The organism is Duganella caerulea (assembly GCF_040362985.1).
Classification (GTDB): domain Bacteria; phylum Pseudomonadota; class Gammaproteobacteria; order Burkholderiales; family Burkholderiaceae_D; genus Rugamonas; species Rugamonas vulcania.
In genome coordinates, this window is the sequence record NZ_BPWJ01000013.1 from 1 (window position 1) to 20,030 (window position 20,030).

Consider the following 20,030-nt stretch of genomic DNA (forward strand, 5'->3'; position numbering starts at 1 on the left):
GCCGCTGGCCGCGTTCAGCCCCGGCCCCACGCCGGCGCCGCGCGCGCGCAAGCGGCGCAAGGTCTTGCTGGCCGAGGACAATCCGGTCAACGTCGAAGTGGCCGGCGCCATGCTCGAAGGACTGGGGCTGGAAGTGAGCCGCGCCTGCAACGGCGAGCAGGCGCTGCAGGCCGAGCAGGCCGGCGAGTTCGACCTGATCCTGATGGATTGCCAGATGCCGGTCATGGACGGCTTCGCGGCCACCACCGAAATTCGCCGCCGCGAGCAGCAGCGCGGCCGCGGGCGCAGCGTGCCCATCATCGCCATCACCGCCAACGCGCTGCAGGGCGACCGCGAATCCTGCCTGGCGGCCGGCATGGACGACTACCTGAGCAAGCCGTTCACGCAGCAGGCGCTCGGCCAGACCATCGCCCGCTGGATCAGCCTGCCGCGCCTGGCGCCCACGCCACCGGCCCCGGAAGTGCCGGAAACACAGGCAGCGCAGGCAGCGCCAGCCGTGGCCATGCCCCACAGCGAGATCAACCGCCAGGCGCTGCAGAACATCCGCGCGCTCAGCGCCACCAACGGCGACGCCCTGCTCGACCGCGTGCTGCACGCCTATCTCGACGACACCCCCAGCCACCTGCACACGCTGCGCCAGGCGATCGCCGCCGGCGACACCGGCCAGTTGCGCAAGGCCGCCCACAGCCTCAAGTCCAGCAGCGCCAACGTCGGCGCCGACGCGCTGGCCCAGCGCTGCCGGGAGCTCGAACAGCTGGGCCGCAATGACACCACCGCCGGGGCCGCTGTCCTGCTGGCGGATATGGAACGTACTTTCCAGGCCGTGCGGCAGGCGTTGGGAGCTATCCTGGAAAAGGAAACATGACATGGCAACGCCCACCTCCCCCAAGCGCGGCCTGGTCCTGGTCGCCGACGACGATCCCGTGATGCGTATGCTGATGCTGGAGATGCTGGCCCAGGTCGGCCTGGACGCGGTCGAGGCCGAGGACGGCCTGCAAGCGGTGGAATGCTTCCAGCGCCTGACGCCGGACCTGCTGCTGCTGGATGTCGACATGCCCGGCATGGACGGCTTCGCCGTGTGCCGCGAGATCCGCCGGCTGGAAACCCAGACCACCGTGCCCATCATCATGGTCACCGGCGGCGACGAGCTGGAATCGGTGACCAAGGCCTACGAGGCCGGCGCCACCGATTTCGTCTCCAAACCGATCAACTGGCCCATCCTCGGCCACCGGGTGCTGTACGTGCTGCGCGCCAGCGACGCCATCACCCGCCTGCGCATCGCCGACGCCCACCACCGCGCGGTGCTGGCGGCGATTCCGGACACCTTCTTCCGCATGAACAAGGACGGCTACTACCTCGACTACGAACAGGGCCACGAGGCCAGCGGCGTGTTCGCCAGCGACCAGTGCGTGGGCCGCCACCTGAACCAGGTGCTGCCGGACGACATCGCCCAGCACATGCTGGAACAGGTGCAGACCGTGCTCGACACCCAGCACATCCGCTCGCTCGACTACGAGTTGCCCGTCCCCGGCGCGGCCCCGCGCGTGCGCCAGGGCGAGCACACGGGGCCGGCGCCGGTGCGGCATTTCGAGGCGCGCCTGGTGGCCACCGGCCCGGATGAGGTGCTGGGCCTGGTGCGCGACATCAGCGAGCGCAAGCGCACCGAGGAGCAGATCCGCCGCCTGGCCTATTGCGACAGCCTGACCGGCATCCCCAACCGGCAAGCCTTCCTGGAAACGCTGGAGGCCGAGCTGGTGCGCTCGCGCAAGGGCAACAAGAAATTCGCCGTGCTGTTCATGGACCTGGACGCCTTCAAGCGCATCAACGACACGCTGGGCCACGACGTCGGCGATCATCTGCTCAAGGCCGTCTCCGAGCGCCTGCGCGAAACCACGCGGCCCAGCGACCTGGTCTCGCGCACCGAGGTCGGCAGCAACAACCTGGCGCGCCTGGGCGGCGACGAATTCACCATCCTGATCCCCGACCTGGAACGGGTGGAAAACGCGCTCAACGTCGCCCACCGCGTCAAGGAGGCGATGCGCCGGCCCTTCCTGCTGGACACGCACGAGATCTTCGTCACCGCCAGCATCGGTATCTCGCTGTACCCGGAGGATGGCGAGGACTGCAACTCGCTGCTCAAGTTCGCCGACACCGCGATGTACCACGCCAAGAACTGCGGCAAGAACAACGCCAAGCTGTACAGCTCGTCACTGACGATGCAGATCATGAGCCACGTCAAGCTGGAGGTGGGCCTGCGCAAGGCGCTGCAGAACAACGAGCTGTACCTGCTGTACCAGCCGCAGATCGACGTCGCCAGCGCCCAGATCGTTGGCGTGGAGGCGCTGGTGCGCTGGCGCCACCCGGAGCGCGGCATCATCTCGCCGACCGAGTTCATCCCGCTGGCCGAGGAGACCGGCCTGATCGTGCCGATCGGCGAATGGGTGCTGCGCACCGCCTGCCGCCAGGCGATGGCGTGGAAGACGGCCGACCAGCGGCCGCTGCGGGTGGCGGTCAACCTGTCGGCCAAGCAGTTCAAGGACGAGAACCTGAGCCAGATCGTGCTGTCCACGCTGCACGAGACCGGGTTGCCTGCCGACCTGCTGGAACTGGAGCTGACCGAAGGCACGCTGATGGACGACGCCCGCGCCACCATGGTCACGCTGGAGCAGCTGCGCGGCATCGGCGTCTACCTGTCGATCGACGATTTCGGCACCGGCTATTCGTCGATGAACTATCTCAAGCGCTTCGACGTGCGGGCGCTCAAGATCGACCGCAGCTTCATCAGCGGCCTGCCGCAGGATTCGGAAAACGCCGCCATCACGCGCGCCATCATCGCCATGGCGCATGGTTTGAAAATGGCGGTGGTGGCGGAAGGCGTGGAGACCGGCGCGCAGCTAAGGCTGCTGGAGCAATACGGCTGCGACCTGGCGCAGGGCTACTACCTGGGCCATCCGTCGCCGCCGGAATCGATCGACCTCATGCTCTCCAACCAGTTCGCGCTGAACGCGGCGGCGGCGGCCAGCGATGCCGGCCACGCGATGATCTTCCCCGCCCGGCACTGACAGCCGCTTACAGCACGCCGTCCTGTTTCATCGCGGCGATGTCCTCGGCGCTGTAGCCCAGCGAGCGCAGCACCTCGTCGTTGTGCTGGCCCAGCGCCGGGCCTATCCACTTGGTGTGGCCCGGCGTGGCCGACAGCTTGGGCGAAATTGCCGGCAGCTTGACCGGCGTGCCGTCGGCGAAGTGGTGCTGCTCGAACATCTCGCGCGCGACGAACTGCGGATCGGTCATCATGTCGCGCACCGAGTAGATCTTCCCGGCCGGCACGTCGGCCGCCTTCAGCACCGTCAGCGCGCTGTCGATGTCCTGGGTGTCGCACCAGGCCTGGATGGCGTCGTCGATTTCCTGCGTGCGCTGCACGCGGCCGTCGTTGCGCTCCAGCTGCGGATCGCCGGCCAGGTCGATGCGGCCCATGGCCAGCATCAGGCGCTTGAAGATGGCGTCGCCATTGCCGGCGATGACGATGTTCTCGCCATCCTTGGTGGTGTAGGTGTTGGACGGCACGATGCCCGGCAGCGCGCCGCCAGTGCGCTCGCGCACCACGCCGGCGTGGTCGAACTCCGGCACCAGCGATTCCATCAGGTTGAACACGGATTCGTACAGCGCCACGTCGACCATCTGGCCTTCGCCCTTGAGGCGGCCGCCGGTGGCGTCGCGGTGGCGCAGCGCCATCATCGCGCCGATCACGCCGTGCAGTGCCGCCACCGAGTCGCCGATCGACACGCCCACGCGCACCGGCGGCCGGTCCGCGTGGCCGGACACGTAGCGCAGCCCGCCCATCGATTCGCCGATGGCGCCGAAGCCGGGCAAGTCCTTCATCGGCCCGGTCTGGCCGAAGCCCGACAGGCGCACCATGATGGTGGCCGGATTGGCCGCCTTCAGTTGCTCGTAGCCGATGTCCCACTTCTCCAGCACGCCGGGGCGGTAGTTCTCGATGATGATGTCCGCGTCCAGCGCGAGCTGGCGCGCAATGGCGCGGCCGCGTGCGTGCTTGAGGTTGAGCGTCAGCGATTTCTTGTTGCGCGACTGGACCGACCACCACAGCGAGGTGCCGTCCTTCAGCACCCGCCATTTGCGGATCGGATCGCCGCCGTCGGGCGACTCGATCTTGATGACCTCGGCGCCGAACTCGCCCAGCATGCGCGCACAAAAAGGGCCCGCGATCAGCGTGCCCAGTTCCAGTACCTTGATGCCGGCCAGAGGGCCGGCGGTGTTCTTGTCAGTCATGTCGCCCTTCGGTCCAGCATGGCGCGGGCGATGGTGCCCGCGTCCACGTACTCCAGCTCGCCACCGACCGGCACGCCGCGCGCCAGCCGGCTCACGCGCAGGCCGCGCGCCTTCAGCAGCTCGCTGATGTAGTGCGCGGTGGCCTCGCCCTCGTTGGTGAAATTGGTGGCCAGCACCACTTCCGTGACCAGGCCGTCGGCGGCGCGCGCCACCAGTTTTTCCAAATGTATGTCCTTGGGGCCGATGCCGTCCAGCGGCGACAGGCGGCCCATCAGCACGAAGTACAGGCCCTTGTAGGTCAGGGTCTGCTCGATCATCAGCTGGTCGGCCGGCGTCTCCACCACACACAGCAGGCGGCGGTCGCGCTGCTCGTCGTTGCAGGTGTCGCAGACCTCTTCTTCCGTGAACGTATTGCACAGCGCGCAGTGATGCACGGCGTTCACCGCCTGGTGCAACGCGCGCGACAACATGTCCGCACCTTCGCGGTCATGCTGGAGCAAGTGGAAGGCCATCCGCTGCGCCGACTTGGGGCCGACGCCGGGCAGACGGCGCAGCGCTTCCGTCAGAAATTCCAGCGATTTGGACATGGTGCTTTACGTTGCGGCAGCCCTTAGAAAGGCATCTTGAAGCCGGCCGGCAGGTTCATGCCGGCGGTCAGGCCGCCCAGCTTTTCAGCCGAGGTGGCTTCGGCCTTGCGCACGGCGTCGTTGAAGGCGGCGGCCACCAGGTCTTCCAGCATGTCCTTGTCGTCGGCCAGCAGCGATGGGTCGATCGACACGCGCTTGACGTCGTTCTTGCAGGTCATCACAACCTTGACCAGGCCGGCGCCGGATTGGCCTTCGACTTCGATCAGTGCCAGCGCGTCCTGCGCCTTCTTCATGTTGTCCTGCATTGCTTGCGCTTGTTTCATCAAGCCGGCCAGTTGGTTCTTCATCATGATGGGATTCTCCGTGGATTGAAAATTAAAGAGGTGTTCAGTTGGCCGCGGCCGACGCCAGCATGGCGGGCGGCGGCGTGATCGATCCGGGCACGACCCAGGCGTCGAACTCGCGGATCAGGCTGTTCACAAAGGGATCGCTGGCGACCGTGTCCTCGGCAGCGCGCTGGCAGGCTTCGCGGTGCGCCTGCGCCTCGGCGCTGGCGGTGTACCAGACGGCGCCCAGTTCGGTGTCCACGCGCACCGGGCGGCCGAAGCGTTCGCTCAGCGCGACGGTGAGCTTCTCGACGTTGCCCGGCGTGCGCCAGGTTTCGATCGGCACGCGGACCTTGAAGACCACGGCGTTGCCGTCGATGCTGCACTCGATGAGCTCGGCCTGCATGGCCAGCTGCTGGGCCACGCCGCGCAGCGGCAAGGCGGCCGCCACGGCGGGCCAGTTGCCGTCCCAGTTCAGTTCGGGCACCGGCGTGATCACGTAAGCGTGCGGCGCCTTGGCTGGCGCCGGCGCGGCGCGGGCCGGCATGACGACGGCCTGCGCCTCGTCGGCATAAGCCAACGGCGGCGGCGCCTGGTGCTGCGACGGCGCGCGCGACTGCGTGTGCGGTTGTGCGTGCGATGGCACATGCGATGGCGCGTACGCGTGTCCATGCGACTGCGCGTGCGATGGCCCGCGCGCTTGCGCTGGCGAGGATGCATGCGACGGCGGCTGGTCCGGCGCGTAAGCAGGCGCGGAGTGTGCTACCGCGCTATCGTCGGAAAATTCAGTGACCCAGGGCGGTAGGTCATCCTCGTCGTCAGCCTGCTGCGGAGCAGGCTTGGCAGCTGGCGCGGCAGGCGACGCGACTTGCTGCGGCGCGACTTGGCGCACAGGCGCTTCCAGTACGGCCGCTTGCGCATCGCCGCCCATGGTCGCCGCAGGCGACATGTCTTCCCACGGCGCCGGACGCGACGGCGCGGCAGCAGCCGGCGGCACATGCGCAGCGTTCGGCGCAGCAGGCGGCGTGTACGCGGCGCTTGGCGCGTGCGGCTGCGAAGGCGATGCGAACGCGGCGGGCGGTGCGGAAGCGGCAGGCCCGGCATCCGGCGCGGCACCAAACGACGATGCCGGTGCGCCGCTCGACGGCGCCACTGCTGGCGCCGGGGAGGACGGCGCGGACGCAGCCGGTGCTGGTGCGGCGCTTGCCGACGCGGATCGCGCGCCTGGCTTGGAAGCCGCGCGGGCCGCCTCTAGGGCAGCGTTGATGGCGGCACGCGCGGCACTGATAGGCGCTGCCGGTGCAGCCGGAGCCGCTGGTGCAGCCGGCGCCGCAGATGCAGCGTGCTCAGCTGGCGCAATGGCGGCCGGGGCATTCATCGCCGCTGGCGCAGCAGCAGCCGGCGCATGCATCGGCGCGTGAGCAGCAGCAGGCGCTGGCGCTGGTGGCGCAACATGCGCAGATGGCATCGCACTGGCAGACGGGTTGGAAGCAACCGCAGCCGGAGCAGGCGCCTCCGCCCGCGCCATCGCCGCAGCCGCACCGGCCCCCCCCCCCGCCGGCGTCACACTGGCGTGACTAGCCTGCAGATGCGAAGCCGCACGCGCAGGCGGCGCCGCCGCGGCACGCGCCGCAGCCACCGCCGCCGGACGCGACATGGCCGGCGCCGCAGCCGGTTGCCCCTCCGCTCCGCCTACGCCGGGCCGAAAGGCCAGCATGCGCAGCAAGGTCATCGAGAAGCCCGCATATTCATCCGGCGCCAAGCCCAATTCATTCCGGCCATGCACCGCGATCTGATAATACAGCTGCACCTCTTCCGCATCGAAGGCCGCCGCCAGACGCACGATATCGGCGTACTCCGGCAAATCCTCCGGCAAGGCGGTCGGCACCGTCTGCGCCAGCGCGATCCGGTGCAGCAAGGTACCCAGGTCCTGCAAGGCGCCGTTATACGACAGGCTGCGCGTGGCCATCTCATCGGCCACGGCCAGCAAGTCCGCGCCATCCTGCGCCGCCAGCGCATCCAGCAAACGAATCAGATAAGACTGATCCAGCGCACCCAGCATGCCCTGCACCGCGTCCAGCGTCACCGCGCCGGCCGCATAGGCGATCGCCTGATCAGTCAGCGACAACGCATCACGCATCGAACCATGCGCGCCGGCGGCCAGCAGGCGCAAGGCGGGCGCCTCGAAGCTGATGCCCTCCTGCCCCAAAATATTATCCAGATGGCCGATGATGTGCCCCGGCGGCATCTGCTTCAAATTGAATTGCAGACAGCGCGACAACACCGTCACCGGAATCTTCTGCGGATCGGTGGTCGCCAGGATGAACTTCACGTGCTCGGGCGGTTCCTCCAGCGTCTTCAGCATCGAGTTGAAGGCGTGGTTGGTCAGCATGTGCACCTCGTCGATCATATAGACCTTGAAGCGCGCATTGCTCGGCGCGTACACCGCCTGCTCCAGCAGCTGCGCCATCTCGTCGACGCCGCGGTTGGACGCCGCATCCATCTCGATGTAATCGACAAAGCGGCCGGCATCGATCGCCGTGCACGCCTCGCACACGCCGCACGGCGTGGCCGTGATGCCGCCGTTGCCGTCGGGCCCGACGCAATTGAGCGACTTGGCCAGGATGCGCGACAAGGTGGTCTTGCCGACCCCGCGCGTTCCGGTGAACAGATAGGCGTGGTGCAGGCGACCGCTGTGCAGGGCGTGCGTGAGCGCGCGCACGACGTGCTCCTGGCCGACGAGCGTTTCGAAATTCTTGGGGCGGTATTTACGGGCGAGGACTTGATAGGACATGCTGGGATTTTACCGTAGATAGCGGATGCAAAGGGCCTATCCTGCTCAGCTAATAAGACGCGGCGCAGGGTCGCCAAAACGGCAATTGTAACAAGGCGGGGCCGGATTGGGTAATCGGGCCGGACTGTCTTACAATGTGTTTTTCTTTTAACATGAAATTATATGAAGAAACTTGTCCTGCTGCCGCTGCTGTTGCTGTCCCTCGCCGCCCACGCCGACGAACGCGAATGGGTGCCATATAAGAAGCTGATCGAGGAACTACGCCTCGACAAGTTCTACGCCATCCCGGCCGCCGAGCGCGACAAGCTCAATATGTACATCACGGTCAAGCCGCGCAACGCCGCCTACAAGCCGGCCGACGTGGTGCTGACCGTGGTGCATGGCAGCGAGCGCCAGGTGCTGACGCCGCTGTCGGCCGACTACCGCCTGACGGTGGTGCCGAATCCCAAATGGCTGTCGGACGACACCAAGATCATGACCAGCCTGCCCAAGGGCGAGAAATCGGCGGTGGATTACGAAGTCACCACGCCGCTGCCCGAAGGCACGCAATGGAACTACACGCCGGTGATGAGCAGCGTGGCGCAGATGAACCAGGCGATCAAGAAGATGGCCGGCGCGCTGAGCATGTTCGCGCCCAGCGTCAAGGTGGTGGTGTTCAAGTTCAGCAAGCCGGCGCAGCTGAAAGTCGGCGAGACGGCCTACAGCACCGACGCCAAGAACCAGATCAGGCTGAAGCCCGAGTCCGCATGGCTGAAGGAGAATCCGCTGATGGTGGCGTCCGAGCGGCCAATCGAGGCCAGGCTGGACAGTGAATAAATCAGTGAGCAAATAAAAAAAGCTGCCCTTGGCAGCTTTTTTAATATTCCCGAAGGAGGCGAGCCTGATCTGCGGCACTTATGGTTAATAGCCGTGGCTGCTTCGTTCCCGACCTGACCAGGTTAGCCATGCCACAATGCGCAGGGGCCCGCCAAGCGCAATTATAACCTACAGGCCCAACTCCTGCCAAATCTGATCGACGCGCGCCTTCACCTCGGGCGCCATGGTGATCGTGGTGCCCCACTCGCGCGTGGTTTCGCCCGGCCACTTGTTGGTGGCGTCGATGCCCATCTTGCTGCCCAGCCCGCTCACCGGCGAGGCGAAGTCCAGGTAGTCGATCGGCGTGTTGTCGACCAGCGTGGTGTCGCGGGTCGGATCGACGCGGGTCGTGATGGCCCAGATCACTTCGTTCCAGTCGCGGATGTTCACGTCCTCATCCACCACCACGATGAACTTGGTGTACATGAACTGGCGCAGGAAGCTCCACACGCCAAACATCACGCGCTTGGCGTGGCCGGCGTACTGCTTCTTGATCTGCACCACCGCCATGCGGTAGCTGCAGCCCTCGGCCGGCAGGTGGAAATCGGTGATCTCCGAAAACTGCTTCTGCAGCAGAGGCACGAACACCTCGTTCAGCGCCAGGCCCAGGATGGCAGGCTCGTCGGGCGGCTTGCCGGTGTAGGTCGAGTGATAGATGGGATCGCGGCGCATCGTGATGCGGTCGATGGTGAACACGGGGAACGAGTCCTGCTCGTTGTAATAGCCGGTGTGGTCGCCGTACGGGCCTTCCAGCGCGTGCTCGTAACCGCTCGGGTGGTTTTCGTCAGGATAGATATGACCTTCCAGCACAATCTCCGCCGAGGCCGGCACGCGCAGCTCGCTGCCGATGGCCTTGACCAGCTCGGTGCGGCTGCCGCGCAGCAGGCCGGCGAACTGGTATTCCGACAGGCTGTCCGGCACCGGCGTCACCGCGCCTAATATAGTGGCGGGATCGGCGCCCAGCGCCACGCAGATCGGATACGGCTGCCCCTTGCTCTGGATGGCGTGCTCGCGGAAGTCCAGCGCGCCGCCACGGTGGGCCAGCCAGCGCATGATGACCTTGTTCGGCCCCAGCACCTGCTGGCGGTAGATGCCCAGGTTCTGGCGCTTCTTATTAGGCCCCTTGGTGATCACCAGGCCCCAGGTGATCAGCGGCGCCACATCGCCCGGCCAGCAGTGCTGGATCGGCAGCTTGGCCAGGTCGACATCGGCGCCCTCCCACACGATCTCCTGGCACGGCGCGCCGCGCAGCTCCTTGGGCGCCATGTCCCACACGGCCTTGACCAGCGAGCCCATGCCCATCAAGTCCTTGAAGCCCTTGGGCGGTTCCGGCTCCTTCAGGCGCGCCAGCACGTGGCCGATCTTGCGCAGCTCGCTGACGCTGTCGGCGCCCATGCCCAGCGCCACGCGGCGCTCGGTGCCGAACAGATTGCCCAGCACAGGCATGCTGTGTCCGGTCGGATTCTGGAACAGCAAAGCCGGTCCGCCGGCCCGCAAAGTGCGGTCGCAAACCTCGGTCATCTCCAAATGCGCCGAAACAGGGACCAAAATGGGCTTAAGTTCGCCCATCCGTTGCAGTTGGGAAATAAAATCTCGCAGATCAGAATATTTCATCGTTTTTTAATTTTTTCTTACAGCGCAGCATACTGTTTAAAAAGACAGGTCAAGTAGTTGATTTTATTGGTTTTAGGCGCAATACAAGCAAAAAAGTAAGATTTATAAGTTATAGCTTTTGATCGCGTTAGTATTGACTTGATATAAAACGGCTTCTACAATTTGCCCTACTTGAAGAGAACACGGTTCAGCACGGGTTGAGCCCGGTAAGCGGACCACGCAAATGTGTTGCTCATTCATTCACGGAGTCGGGGCTCCACATGACATTTTAAGGAGTGTTTTCAAAAGGCGTCTGCCTTACCCCCGAAAGAAGTTGTATTGCGACTGATCGAATACCACAGGGAAACATCAGCTCAAGCAAGCAATGACGGCGTCCAACGCGCGCTCCCAGCGGCGACGGACGATGATATTTCTGATGCACGGCATTAGCACCCGGTTAGCTGCGTTCAACGCTGGCGGGGACCCGCTTTTACGGACATTTCAGGGGAACTCTATGATTAATCGTTTCACCGGTGCAACTCAGTTTGCCCGCACCATGGCTCGCCAGCCAGCAGCGTGGTTCTCCACGACTCGCGTTTCGGCAAAGGGCGTGTTGACCACCGCCCAGCACACTCTGACCATTCTGGGTGTGACCGCTTTAGTAGTGATGGCAGTACTGTTTGTCCGTCCCGACCTGGCCAAGGCTCTGAGCAACAGCCTGAACCACGAACCGGAAGTCGAAGCTGTCGCCGTCGTGGCGCCGCCCCTGTCGGCCCTGATGGAAACGCCAGCCGCGGCACCGGCCGCCAGCACCGCGCCGCTGACCGCCGAAGAAAAAGCCCTGCTGGGCACGCAGAAGCAGCAGCAATGGGTCACCTCCTGGCTGTCCAAGCGTTACCGCGTAGCGGGCGACGCCGCCAACATGCTGGTCTCCACCGCCTACCTGACGGCGCGCGAGATCAAGCTCGATCCGCTGCTGATCCTGGCCGTGATGGCGATTGAATCGGGCCTGAATCCGTTCGCGGAAAGCCCGGTCGGCGCGCAAGGCCTGATGCAGGTGATGTCCAAGGTGCACCACGATAAATTCCAGGAAATGGGTGGCTTGCAGGCTGCGCTCAATCCGGTGGCCAACATCCGTGTCGGCTCGCTGATCCTGAAGGACTACGTCACCCGTGGCGGTTCGGTCGAAGCCGGCCTGAAGATCTACGTCGGCGCCGCTGCGTTCGAACACGACGACGGCTACGGCTCGAAAGTGCTGGCCGAGTACCAGCGCCTGAAGCAGGTTTCGGCAGGCAAGAAAGTGCCGACCATCACGCCAATGATGGCCGCCGCGCCAGCCAAGCCTACGCCGCCGGTCGCGGCGGTTGAGAAGTCGGTCACCGGCACCCAGATCGCCGGCCTCTGATTTCGGTAGATCAAGCAGACGAAGCCACCTTGCGAGGTGGCTTTTTTACGTCTGGACGATCAGTGCGGACAGGTACCGACCCTGGTTTTGACACCGTCCCGGAACGGATCGCGGCCGCCGGTCAAGCTATTGGACTCCATCACCGCACAATAACTGCCGTCGCCCGAACGCACGCGCGTCATGAGGCGGCCATCGGGCGTGGTGAAGTTTTCGAACGTCGTGCCCTCATCCCCCACAAAGGCGCCACCCAGCTTGGCCGCCAGCGCCGTGGTGGTGTTGGCGATCTTCTTGTCGTGCGGATTCCAGGCTTCCTTGCGCAGCTGGCGGTCGACGGCGGCGGCGCTCTTGAGCGAGCGCTGCACTAGATCCTCGGCCGGCTTGGCAGGTGGCTGCGCAAACGGGTCCGGTGGCGGCATGGTCTGCGTGATGGCTTGCGGGGCTTGCGGGGCCTGCTCCGGCTGCCGGATCGGCTGCGGCGGCGCGGGCGGCAGCAGCGTCAGGCGCGGCGCGGCCGGTTCGCGGACGGGTTTGGGTTGTTGGGTCGAGGGCTTCGGCGGCGGCGGCTTCGCCGGCGCCAGGATATATGTGATGGCCTCGTGACGCCCCACGGGGGCCGCCAGAGGCCGCTCAGGCGCGCGCCAGCCGATAAACGCCAGCAAATGCGCGCCGGCGATTAGCGCCAGCCAGCCGCGGCGACGCCAGTCCGGCGTCCGCTCCAGGGTATGCAGTTCGATGATGCGCCCTCGACATTAATTGAAAATCAACGGATTCTGCGACGCAGTCCCCTCCCCCGTCAAACCCCAAATAAAAAAAGCCACCGCAAGATACCTTGGGTGGCTTCTGACAGTACCGGACGCTGCTTAGCGTTTCTTGTCGGCGGCGACTTCGTCGGGGCGGACCTTGGCGGCCAGCTTGTCCAGCACGCCGTTGACGTATTTGTGGCCGTCGATACCGCCGAACGACTTGGTCAGCTCGACCGCCTCGTTGATGACGACGCGGTAAGGGATTTCCAGGTTGTTCTTCAGCTCGAACGCGCCGATCAGCAGCACCGCGTGCTCGATCGGCGACAGTTCCGCCACGCCGCGGTCGACCAGCGGCGCGAAGCTCTCGCGCAGCGCCACGGAATCCTTGATCGCGCCGTACAGCAGCACCGTGAAGTGGTCGCCGTCGGCCTTGTCGAAGCCGTGCGCGGCGCGGATGTTGTTCACCACGGTGGCGGCGTCTTCATTGTTCAGCAGCCACTGATATAAACCCTGCAACGCAAACTCGCGCGCACGATGGCGCGGCGTGCGGTTCTTGCTGGGGTTGGCGTGCAAAATTTTATCTGTCATGGTTATACCTGTTCTTAAATACTTACAAAATCCGGCTCAGTGCGCCGGCGCATACCGGCACACTCCGCCGTTCCTACCTGTTCTTACTCGTCGTCGCCCTGATCCTGGTGCAGCTCTTCCAGCGCGATGGTCAGATTGGCCATCTCCACCGCCACGCGCGCCGCATCGGTGCCTTTTTCGGCCATGCGAACCTCGGCCTGCTCGTCGTTCTCGGTGGTCAGGATCGCGTTAGCGATAGGAATACCATAATCCAGGCCGATGCGGGTGATGCCGGCGCCCGATTCGTTCGAGACCAGCTCGAAGTGGTAGGTTTCGCCACGGATCACGGCGCCCAGCGCGACCAGCGCGTCGAACTGCTGCGACTCGGCCATCTTCTGCAGCACCAGCGGCACTTCCAGCGCGCCCGGCACGGTCACGTGCAGCACGTCCTCATCAGCCACGCCCAGGTGCTTCAGCTCGGCCAGGCAGGCCGACAGCAGGCCGTGGCAGACGTCTTCGTTGAAACGCGCTTGGACGATGCCGATACGCAGGCCGTCGCCGGACAAATTGGTTTCGTAGCTTCCTACAGTCATGGAGTGCCTCTTGTATGTTGGGTTGAATTAGTTCGGTTTGGCCATGTAGCCGGTCACTTCCAGGTCGAAGCCCGTCATCGACGGCATCTTGCGCGGGCTGGCCAGCAGCTGCATCTTGCAGACGCCGACTTCGCGCAGGATCTGCGCGCCGATGCCGTAGCTGCGCAGGTCCATGCTGGCGGCGCGGCCCTTCGGCTTGGTTTCCGGCTTGCCCAGCGCGTCGAACTGCGCGAAGAACTGCTCCGCCGTCTCTTCGCAATTGAGCAGCACGATCACGCCGCGCTCGGACGCCTTGACCGCCGCCAGCGACGACGACAGGTTCCACGAGTGGGTGGTCGCTTCCGACTCCAGGAAGTCGAGGATGGACACCGGCTGGTGCACGCGCACCAGGGTTTCCTTGGTCTTGTCGATGTCGCCGTGCACCAGCGCCAGGTGGGCCGAGCCGCTTGGCTTGTCCCGGAAGGCGATCATGCGGAAGTCGCCCTGCGCGGTCTTGAGCGGACGCTCGCCGATCTTCTCGACCAGCGACTCGTTGCGGCTGCGGTAGTGGATCAGGTCGGCGATGGTGCCGATCTTCAGGCCGTGTTCCTTGGCGAATTCCAGCAGGTCCGGCAGGCGTGCCATGGTGCCGTCGTCCTTCATGATCTCGCAGATCACGGAGGCCGGGGTCAGGCCGGCCATGGCGGTCAGGTCGCAGCCGGCTTCGGTATGGCCGGCGCGCATCAGCACGCCGCCAGGCTGGGCCTTCAGCGGGAAGATGTGGCCGGGCTGGACGATGTCCGACGGCTGGGTATCCTTGGCCACGGCCACCTGGATGGTCTTGGCGCGGTCGGCCGCCGAGATGCCGGTGGTCACGCCCTCGGCCGCCTCGATCGACACGGTGAAATTGGTGCCGAAGGCGGTGCCGTTACGGGCCGACATCATCGACAGGTTCAGCTGGTCGCAGCGCTCTTCGGTCAGGGTCAGGCAGACCAGGCCGCGCGCGTGCTTGACCATGAAATTAATGGCTTCAGGCGTCACAAAGTCCGCCGCGAGCACCAGGTCACCTTCGTTTTCCCGGTCTTCTTCGTCGACCAGAATCACCATGCGGCCAGCGCGCAATTCGGCGACGATTTCTTCGGTGCTGGAAATTGACATTTTTAATCCTTTGTAGCGGAGCTGGAACAGGGCGCTATTTTAAAGGATTTACGCCCGCCCCACCGCAAAAGGCCGCTTTTATCCGCCAAATGGCCGACTTTGGCGGGCGCCTTCTGGATTATTTGCCAATATTTCAGCGATTGGCCGCTTATTTGCCGGCGGCGCCCACCGACACCATGCGCTCGACGTAGCGGGCGATCAGGTCGATCTCCAGGTTGACCTGCTTGCCCACCTCGAGGTGCTTGAGGGTGGTCATGGCAATGGTGTGCGGGATCAGGTTGATCGAGAACTGGCACACCAGGTCCTTGCCGCTGCCGATATCGGTCACGCGGTTGACCGTCAGCGAGACGCCGTTGACAACGATCGAGCCCTTGAAGGCCAGGAACTTGGCCAGTGCCTGCGGCGCTTCGATCACCAGCTCCCACGATTCGCCCACCGCCTCGAACTTGCGCACCACGCCCAGGCCGTCGACGTGGCCGGTCACCAGATGGCCGCCGAGGCGCTCGCTCAGCGTGACGGCCTTTTCCAGATTCACCTCGGTCAGCGTGTCGAGGCCAACGGTGCAGTTCAGGCTTTCGCGCGAGACGTCGACGCGGAAGTTGCTGTCATCCTTTTCCACCACGGTCATGCAGGCGCCGTTGATGGCGATCGAATCGCCCAGCGCGACGTCGGCCAGCGGCAGGCCGCCGGCGTTGATGTCCAGGCGCACGCCCGCGAACGAGCCGCCTTCCAGCGGCTTGACCGATTCAATTTTGCCGATAGCGGCGACAATTCCAGTAAACATGTGAGTGCAATCTTAATGATGAGTGAATCGTGCAAGGATACGCAAATCTTCGCCGATCTGCTTGACCTCGTGATATTTCAGCTGCTGCCGCTGCGACAGCTCGGCCAGCGCCGGCAAGGCGAACATGCTCTGCGCGTCGCCCAGCAGCATCGGCGCCAGGTAGACCAGCAGCTCGTCCACGCAACCCTCGCGGATCAGGGAGCCGTTGAGCTTGCCGCCTGCTTCGACGTGCAGCTCGTTGATCTGGCGCCGGCCCAGCTCGCGCATCAGCTCAGGCAGGTCGACCTTTCCGCTGGCGTTGGGCAGCAGGATGATTTCCGCGCCCGTCGCCCGCAGCGCGGCCTCTTTCTCGGGATCGGCCACGGCCGCCGCGATCCAGGTGCCGCCGCCCTGCAGGACCTTTGCGGACGGATCGATGTCGAGCTTGCTGTCGACGACGATGCGGCGCGGCTGGCGCGGCGTTTCCACCGCGCGTACGTTGAGCTGTGGATCGTCGGCCTTGACGGTGCCGATGCCGGTCAGGATGGCGCAGGCGCGCGCGCGCCAGGCGTGGCCGTCGGCGCGCGCTTCCGGCCCGGTGATCCATTGGCTGACGCCGTTGTGCAGCGCCGTCATGCCGTCCAGGCTGGCGGCGGTTTTCATGCGCACCCACGGCAGGCCGCGCGTCATGCGCGAGAAGAAGCCGATGTTCAGTTCATACGCCTGCTCTGCCAGCAGGCCGACGCTGGTCTCGATGCCGGCGGCGGCCAGCTTGGCCATGCCCTGCCCGGCCACCAGCGGATTCGGATCCTCCATCGCCGCCACCACGCGACCCAGGCCGGCACGCACCAGCGCGTCCGAGCATGGTGGCGTGCGGCCGTGGTGATTGCAGGGTTCCAGCGTGACGTAGGCGGTGGCGCCGCGCACATCGTGGCCGCGCGCCTGAGCATCCTTGAGCGCCTGGATTTCAGCGTGGTCGCTGCCGGCCTGCTGCGTGACGCCGGCGCCGATCACTTGGCCGTCGCGCACGATCACGCAGCCGATGTGCGGATTCGGCGAGGTGGTGTACAGGCCTTTCGCGGCCCACTCCAGCGCCAGCGTCATGCCTTCGAGATCGTTGTTGATGTTCACGTTGTCCTTAGTCCTTGGCGCTGGCGCAGCTGGCGTCGCCCGCCGCCGGGTCGCACACGCGCGCCCGGCCCAGCATATTGATCTTGATGTTGCGCACGTCTTCGCCCCGCGTCAGCGACAGAGTGCCCCAGCGCGCGGCCAGGCTGTTGCTCGCGCTGCAGGCGCGTCCAGCGCCATTATAAGCAAGATATTGCGGCGTTGCGGCCGACGAGAACGCCGCCGTGATGGTGATGCCTTCGGCGACCGGCCCGTGCCTGGTCAGCAGCAGCTCGCCGGCGTCGTGGCGGCGGTTGCCATTCTCGTCGACAAACACCACCCAGCCTTCGCGCCAGGATGCGCCTGCCGGTTCCAGCGGCACCATCAAGACTTGGGCGCCACGCGCGATGGCCTGCGAGCGCGTCAGGTTGATCGCGGCCAGCAGGTCGTTGACGGCTACCCGCAGTTGCTGTTGCTTCAGCCCGGCGTGGAAGCTCGGCACGGCGACGCCGAGCAAGGTCGTGACCAGCGCAAGGACGATCAATAGTTCGATCAGCGTGTGTCCGGGTGTGGAATGTGAACGCATCGCGCCGCCCTCTCATGGCCAGCAACGGGTGGATGGGCCGGTCGCCAGGCGCAGGCCGCTGCTGGTGAGCTTGAGCTGCAGGCAATCTTCATCGCGAAAGTTACGGTCGACCATCGCGGTGCCGGGCGTGGCGATCAACTGCACGCATTGCGAAATCGGCTCGCCATCGCAAGCCTTGCCTTCGATTTCATACGCGCTGGTAGGCGCGCCGTTGCTGCTCCACCACTTGAACTGGCGGGCTTCCGGCTCCGTGGTGCTTGATGAAAAGGCGATGTAGGTATTGGCCTGCGTGTAAAAGCGTTCTTCCTGCTGCATCAATTGCAGCATCGCCGCCTGCGCTTCGGAACGGCGGGCGCGGATCACATGTTGCTTAAAGCTCGGCATCGCCTGCGCGGCCAGCACGGCCAGAATCACCAGCACCACCAGCAGCTCGATCATGCTGAACGCCTGCTCATGAAGAGGCTTCATTTGATGGCCTCATGCAGCTCGCGCCAGTTGGCGACTTCACGCCAGCTAAGCCGGCCGGACCGCAAGCGCACCTTGAGCGCGCCCGCCACTGCAACCTCCCCTGCCGACACGTTGGCCACCGCATAGTTCTTCGTCACCACGACCTGCCCGGTGGGATCAGGCGCGCTGGGGGTGGACGATTGCGGCACCAGCGCCACCAACGTTGGGTAGGTCGGTTGCAGCAGGCCGACTATCGGCTTGGTCGGATCGATGCTGGCTGTGCTGCGGCCCTCTGGCAGGCCGGTAAGCGCATTCAGCACGTAGGTGCGGCTGCGTGAAGCATCGCATTTGTCCGTGCCTGGCAACAGCGTGTTGAACACCACGGCGCCGCCCGCCAACACGCCGCTGCCGATGCTGCGCTCGCCCGTGCGCGACGATTGCAGGAAGTCGACATACCAGCCTTTGCTGCCCGGGGCAATCTCCGCGCCGCTGAGGCTGAACAGGTTTGCGGACGAGGCATTCAACATACGCTCGGTCAGCTGCCGCCGGCCGGCCACGACATCCATCGGAACGGACAAGCTGTCATGGATGCCATAAAACGACTGGGTAACGAAACCGCCTGCCGACAAGTCGGTCCGGTCGAACAACACGCCGGTGCCGAACAGCACCATGTAACCGCCGCCGGTGGCATAGGCCAGCATCGGCCGCTGTGCGACCGGCTGACGGCGGCCATCGGCATCGCGGGCAGCGAACAGCGCTTGCACCGCGACGCTGGGCCAGCCAGCGAAATCGAAGCGCCACAGATTGCCTTGCAGGTCGCCGGCGTAGGCGTAGCTCAGCGCGCCGTCGCGGTCGAAGGTCAAGGCTGGGGCGCTCAGGCCGTTCGCCATCGTTGAATCGGAGATCGGCGTGGTCCATCGGTAGTAGTTCGCGTTGAGCTTCCATGGCGCATCGCTGGGCTTGTCGAGTGCCAGCAGGAATAAGGCGCCCTTGCCGTTGCGGCTGGAGTGGCCGTCGCTGGCGTAGTTGTTCAGGCCGCTCGTGGCGACGGCGAAATAGCGGTCGCTGGCCGCCTCACCGCCGTGACCGGTGCGCACCTTGGCGATCTGCGGCAGCGTGGTGAGATTGCCCATCATGGGATCGTCACGGTCGGTAAATTCCCACAGCGCGGACGCTGCGTTCAGTGCCTCAGGGTCGGTGACGTCCAGCGCGAACAGGCCTTGCGCGCCGCCGCCCATCGCGGAGATCAGTACGGTGCGCCAGTTGTCTGCAATAACAGCGTCGCCGCTGATCGCGGGGCCATCGACGTAGGCGCGGTGCACATAGCTGGGGCTCGGCAAGCGGTTTAGCGCCGATATCAATGCGTCGGGCAGGTAAGCGTAGCGCTCGATGCCGCTGTCGGCGTCGAAGCCATGCAGCATGCCATCGTTGGCGCCGAGGTAGATCATGGGGCGGCGGGCTTTGTTCCGTTCGCGAAAAGCCATGAAGCCCGCATCCAGCGCAGCGCCCGACGGCGGGCCTACCAACACAGGCGTGCTGTTGATCGAGTCGCCCAGCACGCTGCTGCGCCGGCGGAACAACGCGCCCTCGTCGCTGCGGTCGCCGCGCAGGTAGGCGACGCGCCGTTCGCCCAGTCCGTCGCTGGTCGCGCGCGGCGGCGGTGTCTGGTCCAACATCGCCTGCTGCGCGGCCGACAAGGCGGGCCAGCTAAATGGAATCCCGCTCAGCCTGCCATCGCTCTGGACAATGGCCGTGTAAAGATTGCGCGCGTCGGGTGCCGGCAAGGGAGGCCGTCCCGGCGCACCGGTCAAGATTGCACCGGCATCCCACAGCACGGCTCCCGGCACGGCCACGCCGGCCAGCGGCAAGCTGCTGCGTTCAAAGTGACCGCCACTGTCGCCCGCGTCCAGCGTCGCGCTGAGCAAGTCGCCGAGCAGCGCGAAGGATGCGGCTGTGCCGGGCGGCGCGGCTGCGACGAGGGCCGCTGGGCCAAGAGACGCGGCGCCGGACGGCGCAGCAACTGCCGCCGGCGCGGCCAGCAGCAACGAGGTACCCGCCATTCGCATTCCCGCAGCGGGCGTGGCGGCGCGGCAGGCAGCAGTCAGGGGTTCGCTGCCGATATTGATCAGCGGCGGTGCGGCATGTACGCCAGAGGCCAGCATCGGCAGCAGCATCAACAGCAAGGCGATCAAGACCCACGACCACATGCGGCCACGCCCAGGCATCGCTATTTGCATATC

18 protein-coding genes and 1 other RNA gene are annotated in these 20,030 nt (G+C 65.4%); 4 read left to right on the top strand and 15 right to left on the bottom strand.

From position 1 onward, the window contains the following. Both ACUJB0_RS28100 and ACUJB0_RS28105 read left to right on the top strand, forming a co-directional pair. Positions 1–865 (top strand): response regulator (locus tag ACUJB0_RS28100; protein WP_444848133.1); only part of this gene is annotated, 865 nt, incomplete at its 5' end. Between the two features lies 1 nt (position 866). Then, positions 867–3,062, top strand: a complete 2,196-nt coding sequence (locus ACUJB0_RS28105) for a putative bifunctional diguanylate cyclase/phosphodiesterase (RefSeq protein ID WP_444848134.1) — start codon at positions 867–869, stop codon at positions 3,060–3,062. 7 nt (positions 3,063–3,069) lie between these two features. On the opposite strand, the gene ACUJB0_RS28110 is transcribed toward ACUJB0_RS28105, so the two are convergent. From ACUJB0_RS28110 to dnaX, 4 genes are read right to left on the bottom strand one after another with little or no spacing between them, the layout of a single operon-like run. Continuing rightward, on the bottom strand, positions 3,070–4,287 hold the full coding sequence (locus tag ACUJB0_RS28110; RefSeq protein ID WP_444848135.1) for a CaiB/BaiF CoA transferase family protein: 1,218 nt from the start codon (positions 4,285–4,287) through the stop codon (positions 3,070–3,072). Beyond that, a complete protein-coding gene (gene recR, locus ACUJB0_RS28115) occupies positions 4,284–4,874 on the bottom strand; it encodes a recombination mediator RecR (protein ID WP_161093309.1) in 591 nt (196 codons plus the stop codon). Before recR ends, ACUJB0_RS28110 begins: the two co-directional genes overlap by 4 nt. A 23-nt stretch (positions 4,875–4,897) precedes the next feature. Next, the gene (locus ACUJB0_RS28120; RefSeq protein WP_070272932.1) at positions 4,898–5,224 is read right to left on the bottom strand and encodes a YbaB/EbfC family nucleoid-associated protein; all 327 of its coding nucleotides are present in this window, start codon (positions 5,222–5,224) and stop codon (positions 4,898–4,900) included. A gap of 37 nt (positions 5,225–5,261) precedes the next feature. Beyond that, the gene (gene dnaX, locus ACUJB0_RS28125; RefSeq protein ID WP_444848136.1) at positions 5,262–7,994 is read right to left on the bottom strand and encodes a DNA polymerase III subunit gamma/tau; all 2,733 of its coding nucleotides are present in this window, start codon (positions 7,992–7,994) and stop codon (positions 5,262–5,264) included. A 162-nt stretch (positions 7,995–8,156) separates the two neighbouring features. Here dnaX and ACUJB0_RS28130 point away from each other — a divergent pair, with 162 nt between their 5' ends. Further along, the gene (locus ACUJB0_RS28130) at positions 8,157–8,810 is read left to right on the top strand and encodes a DUF2987 domain-containing protein (RefSeq protein ID WP_444848137.1); all 654 of its coding nucleotides are present in this window, start codon (positions 8,157–8,159) and stop codon (positions 8,808–8,810) included. 54 nt (positions 8,811–8,864) lie between these two features. Here the strand turns inward: ACUJB0_RS28130 and ffs are convergent. Together ffs and ubiD are read right to left on the bottom strand one after the other, a co-directional pair. After that, positions 8,865–8,963, bottom strand: an RNA gene (gene ffs, locus ACUJB0_RS28135) — signal recognition particle sRNA small type. 15 nt (positions 8,964–8,978) lie between these two features. Beyond that, on the bottom strand, positions 8,979–10,463 hold the full coding sequence (gene ubiD, locus ACUJB0_RS28140; protein ID WP_444848138.1) for a 4-hydroxy-3-polyprenylbenzoate decarboxylase: 1,485 nt from the start codon (positions 10,461–10,463) through the stop codon (positions 8,979–8,981). A 535-nt stretch (positions 10,464–10,998) separates the two neighbouring features. Between ubiD and ACUJB0_RS28145 the strand changes: the two genes are divergently transcribed. Beyond that, positions 10,999–11,847, top strand: coding sequence for a transglycosylase SLT domain-containing protein (locus tag ACUJB0_RS28145; protein ID WP_444848225.1), 849 nt, complete (start codon positions 10,999–11,001; stop codon positions 11,845–11,847). A gap of 59 nt (positions 11,848–11,906) precedes the next feature. Here ACUJB0_RS28145 and ACUJB0_RS28150 read toward each other — a convergent pair whose 3' ends face one another. The 9 genes from ACUJB0_RS28150 to ACUJB0_RS28190 all read right to left on the bottom strand — a co-directional run bounded on the left by ACUJB0_RS28150 (position 11,907) and on the right by ACUJB0_RS28190 (position 20,027). Further along, complete coding sequence (locus tag ACUJB0_RS28150; protein WP_444848139.1) at positions 11,907–12,455, bottom strand: hypothetical protein; 549 nt, start codon at positions 12,453–12,455, stop codon at positions 11,907–11,909. Positions 12,456–12,707: 252 nt separating this feature from the next. Next, complete coding sequence (nusB, locus tag ACUJB0_RS28155; protein WP_161097045.1) at positions 12,708–13,178, bottom strand: transcription antitermination factor NusB; 471 nt, start codon at positions 13,176–13,178, stop codon at positions 12,708–12,710. 83 nt (positions 13,179–13,261) lie between these two features. Further along, positions 13,262–13,750: a 6,7-dimethyl-8-ribityllumazine synthase gene (ribH, locus tag ACUJB0_RS28160; protein ID WP_161089703.1), complete on the bottom strand. Its 489-nt coding sequence runs from the start codon at positions 13,748–13,750 to the stop codon at positions 13,262–13,264. A 27-nt stretch (positions 13,751–13,777) separates the two neighbouring features. Next, entirely contained in the window at positions 13,778–14,887 is a 1,110-nt protein-coding gene (gene ribBA, locus ACUJB0_RS28165) for a bifunctional 3,4-dihydroxy-2-butanone-4-phosphate synthase/GTP cyclohydrolase II (RefSeq protein ID WP_444848140.1), read from the bottom strand. Positions 14,888–15,035: 148 nt separating this feature from the next. Then, positions 15,036–15,671, bottom strand: coding sequence for a riboflavin synthase (locus tag ACUJB0_RS28170; RefSeq protein WP_444848141.1), 636 nt, complete (start codon positions 15,669–15,671; stop codon positions 15,036–15,038). 12 nt (positions 15,672–15,683) lie between these two features. Then, entirely contained in the window at positions 15,684–16,781 is a 1,098-nt protein-coding gene (ribD, locus tag ACUJB0_RS28175; protein WP_444848142.1) for a bifunctional diaminohydroxyphosphoribosylaminopyrimidine deaminase/5-amino-6-(5-phosphoribosylamino)uracil reductase RibD, read from the bottom strand. 7 nt (positions 16,782–16,788) lie between these two features. Continuing rightward, entirely contained in the window at positions 16,789–17,343 is a 555-nt protein-coding gene (locus tag ACUJB0_RS28180) for a GspH/FimT family pseudopilin (protein WP_444848143.1), read from the bottom strand. Between the two features lie 12 nt (positions 17,344–17,355). Beyond that, positions 17,356–17,811 carry a type IV pilin protein gene (locus ACUJB0_RS28185; protein ID WP_444848144.1) on the bottom strand — a complete coding sequence of 152 codons (456 nt, stop codon included), beginning with the start codon at positions 17,809–17,811 and terminating at the stop codon, positions 17,356–17,358. Further along, complete coding sequence (locus ACUJB0_RS28190) at positions 17,808–20,027, bottom strand: pilus assembly protein (RefSeq protein WP_444848145.1); 2,220 nt, start codon at positions 20,025–20,027, stop codon at positions 17,808–17,810. The genes ACUJB0_RS28185 and ACUJB0_RS28190 overlap by 4 nt, the downstream gene beginning before the upstream one ends. Positions 20,028–20,030 lie beyond the last annotated feature (3 nt).